We start from the raw sequence: 3014 nt of genomic DNA on the forward strand, positions 1-3014 counted from the left end.
TGTCGCCAAGCCGAACATACCAAAAACGAGGATTTAAGTTGCACGACTTGGACTAGCAATTGTACCTGCCGAACCGCCTTGATCTATCGTTCAAGAATTTCACTAATGCCATATAAAATTACGTTAAGTTCCTGGGGGCTAGCCCCCAAACCCCCAGCCAGCACTCACACCCAAAAACAAGGGGGATACCAATAAAAAAGTCAAAATCCACTATATAGGATTTTGACTTTTTTATTGGTATTGAACTACAAGGGTCCCTACAGGCTGTTTTTGAACACCCGTAGTTCTTTTTAAAAGGGATTAATTTATCAGATTTATTAAATGAATAATTCATAAAATCCCCTTTCAATCACTCTGTTGTATGGCAATTTATCAAGTAGGCAGTTGTACATAAGTAGTGTATGCAGGGGACAAAAATGTGTATATAACTGGATAAGCCTTTTTTATTTTTGGCTTGGTATGAAAAAAGAACCCTAATGTTGGATAGGGTTCTTTTTAGGGGTAACAGTTGAAGGTTGAAGGTATATTTCATATTTATTATGTACTTTACTCTTATATTCATTCGAATAGGAAACACATATGTTTGGAGTAATTTGCAAAGCGATTGTTGGAAAAGGAAAAATTAGCGGTAAGTGTCAATGGTAAGCGGACTGGAAGGGGTCAGCGGTTTGTGCTGATCCATGAAAGGAGCATTAAGGAATTGACACGTGCAATTGATTCTTCACCCTCTTGGCCTGTCAAAACGTCAAACGTTTTGGCCTGCCAACCGGCGAGGGAGTCCCTCAAGGATTGAGGGGTTGGGGAGTTCGATTGATGGGGTCAAGGGGAAGAGTTCCCCTTGTAGGTTCGGACAAAGTCCGAGGTTTTTTTGCCATGCAAGGCATGGTTTGGCGAAGCCAACGAGCCTCGCAGAGCACGTCCAAATGAAATTTGGTATAACGTGCTAGACCAAATTATTGGATTCTCTCAATCTTCGTGCTATGCTGATTACCAAAAGGGGGGCTTACTTGTGGCTCATGTAGAAAAATATACAAAAGGCAGCGTACAAGGATTATCGATTCATTGGGACAGAAAAACAGAAAATCATTCGAATCAAGAGATTGATAATGAGCGGTCAAATTTAAATTATGATTTATGCGAAAAAGAAGGAGATACACTTTCCCGCATGAATGATCGATTACGTGAAGTACATTGTTTGAATCGGAAAGATGTAAAAGTTTGTAGTGATTGGGTTGTTACGTTACCAGAAAACTTGAAGGGGACTTCAGAAAAAGAACAACGTGAATTTTTTGAAAAAACCTATGAGTTTTTAGCGAATCGTTATGGCGGTGAAAAAAATGTATTGTCCGCTAACGTACATAAGGACGAAACAACACCTCATATGCATTTTGCTTTTATGCCTGTTGTTTGGGACGAGAAAAAACAACGGGAAAAAGTTTCAGCCAAAGAGGTTTTAACAAGAAAAGATTTAAAGACATTCCACCAAGATTTAGATACATTTTTGAAAAAGGAAATACCACACATCTACAAAGATGGAATTTTAAATGATAAAACGATTGGTGTTGATACCGTTAAGGATTTAAAAAAGCATTCTCTAGAAATAGAGAAACAAAAAAAGGCGATGGATGCGGAAATAAAGATAAAAGAAAAAGACTTGGAGAGAAAAATCCAATCTTTAGATAAAGAATTTGAAAGTAAAAAGAAAAAGCTTTTAGATCTCAGTGAACAATTACCACAAGAAATCAAAATCAATGCAAAAGGGAAAGAGAAAAAAACAGAGGTTGTGAAAAAAGGATTATTTAAAACAGAAACGATAACCAAAAACACTGGGAATTGGATTATTGGAACGAACGAATTGAAAAGAGTACAAAAAATGGTGAACGCTGCCTATATGGTCAAAAGGGATTATGAACGTTTGCAAAGTACAGATTTGGTGGAAGAAAATAAAAAATTACACCTGCAAGTAGAGGGCTTGTCTAACAATTTAAAAGCATCTCATCAGATTAATGCGGAGTTGAGAGAGAGAAATAAAGAATTACATACAAAAATAGGCTCGTTACAAGCTCATATAAACGATTTGAAGATAAACGTAAAGGTTTTATATCAACAAACGAAAAAAGTCTTTAAAGAGCAATTTAAAACGTTTAGAGGGCTTGTTAAGAATGAACTAGTTGGAAGGGAAGTAGAGGATTACTTTGAGCGTGAACATAAAAACGAAATGACTAAACAACGAGGATATGATATGGAAAGGTAAAACCGCCTTAGAATCAATTCTTGGGCGGTTTATTCGACTGCAGTAATTGGAGCCTTATTATTATTAAAATCTTCGAATCTAGCAAGTAAGTATTTCTCTTTTGTATCTTTACCACGATGAACAAGGCTTGGATGTATCATTATTGCTCCAGTTCTTCTAGTAATTATTTGGGCTTGCTCCAGTGTTTTTAATGTGTCTATTACAGTTTGTCTAGATACCTTGCTTTTTTCGGTCAATTCTCTTGTAGTTATAATTAACGTATTTGTTGATTTGTCCATGTTTTCTAATATGTATTTTACAACTTGCATTTTTTTATTACCTAAACTATCTATTAATTGAACGATTGCAGTTAAATATGTGATCATAAAACCATTTCTAGGAGTTTTCTTTATGACTTCATCAGTTTCTATTATTTCACCTGTATCTAGGTTTCTCCATCGACTTTTACCGTTATATATTATTTCGTTTTCAGTTTTTTGTTTTGGCATATTATCACCTTTCTCCTATATTTTTATATTTCCATTTTATCATAATTAGACCAAAAGGTCAAAAAAAAATAGACCAAAAGGTATAAAAAATTAGACCAAAAAGTATAAAAAATTAGACCAAAGAAAATGCCCTTCAATAGCTATATATCAGCTTAAAATCTACTTTTTACCCCCTGCTTACTCTTTTCTATATATTTAAGGCGATAAATATCGCCTTAAATATATTCTTTTTTCATTTTTTTTAGAGGGCTTTCCCCAATGCAGTAGTCGAG

2 protein-coding genes are annotated in these 3014 nt (G+C 35.0%); one reads left to right on the plus strand and one right to left on the minus strand.

Features of this window, described 5'->3' with window-relative positions; all coding sequences use genetic code 11:
• Positions 1-868 precede the first annotated feature (868 nt).
• Positions 869-2254, plus strand: coding sequence for a MobV family relaxase (gene mobV, locus FB586_RS18425; protein ID WP_002081876.1), 1386 nt, complete (start codon positions 869-871; stop codon positions 2252-2254).
• Positions 2255-2283: 29 nt separating this feature from the next.
• Here the strand turns inward: mobV and FB586_RS18430 are convergent, their stop codons facing one another.
• Positions 2284-2742 carry a replication/maintenance protein RepL gene (locus tag FB586_RS18430; RefSeq protein WP_136520829.1) on the minus strand — a complete coding sequence of 153 codons (459 nt, stop codon included), beginning with the start codon at positions 2740-2742 and terminating at the stop codon, positions 2284-2286.
• Positions 2743-3014: the final 272 nt, after the last annotated feature.

It is taken from the genome of Cellulomonas telluris (genome assembly GCF_004886325.1).
GTDB classification, from domain to species: domain Bacteria; phylum Actinomycetota; class Actinomycetes; order Actinomycetales; family Cellulomonadaceae; genus Cellulomonas; species Cellulomonas telluris.

Bases quoted from the DNA above. Each gene is read 5' to 3' on its own strand.
- FB586_RS18430 (WP_136520829.1), bottom strand. From the start codon at position 2,742: ATGCCAAAACAAAAAACTGAAAACGAAATAATATATAACGGTAAAAGT.